At 59.0% G+C, this 805-nt stretch carries 1 pseudogene; it reads left to right on the forward strand.

What is annotated here, in order from left to right:
* Positions 1 to 219 precede the first annotated feature (219 nt).
* Positions 220 to 805, forward strand: a pseudogene (locus BHE97_RS19525) (host specificity protein J); the annotation flags it as partial.

An 805-nucleotide genomic window follows, 5' to 3' on the forward strand; every position in this document is an offset into this window, starting at 1 on the left:
TTTCTTTTTCGTTGGGAGCTTTGGATGTGTTTAGGTGGCAGGGGCAATGTTCTGCCTGTTCTGTACGGGGAAATGCGCGTGGGGTCACGCGTGGTTTCTCAGGAGATCAGCACGGCAGACGAAGGGGACGGTGGTCAGGTTGTGGTGATTGGTCGCTGATGCAAAATGTTTTATGTGAAACCGCCTGCGGGCGGTTTTGTCATTTATGGAGCGTGAGGAATGGGTAAAGGAAGCAGTAAGGGGCATACCCCGCGCGAAGCGAAGGACAACCTGAAGTCCACGCAGTTGCTGAGTGTGATCGATGCCATCAGCGAAGGGACGATTGAAGGGCCGGTGGAGGGCTTAAAAAGCGTGCTGCTGAACAGGACGCCGGTGCGGGGCACTGAGGGGAATACCAACATATCCGGTGTCACGGTGGTGTTCCGGGCTGGTGAGCAGGAGCAGACTCCGCCGGAGGGATTTGAATCCTCCGGCTCCGAGACGGTGCTGGGTACGGAAGTGAAATATGACACGCCGATCACCCGCACCATTACGTCTGCAAACATCGACCGTCTGCGCTTTACCTTCGGTGTACAGGCACTGGTGGAAACCACCTCAAAGGGTGACAGCAATCCGTCGGAAGTCCGCCTGCTGCTTCCGCTACCCCGTAACCGTCTCTTGGTTCCGGCACACGACCTCACCCTTCACGTCAACACCACCTCCCAGTCTCTGGCCTCGGTGCTCATTGGTCACCTCCCGCCCCCCCCCTTGCCTACCACTACCCCCCGTCGCCCCACCCCAACACCCCACAGCCCCCCCTCCCCCC

The organism is Aeromicrobium sp. PE09-221 (genome assembly GCF_002174305.1).
Lineage (GTDB): Bacteria > Actinomycetota > Actinomycetes > Propionibacteriales > Nocardioidaceae > Aeromicrobium.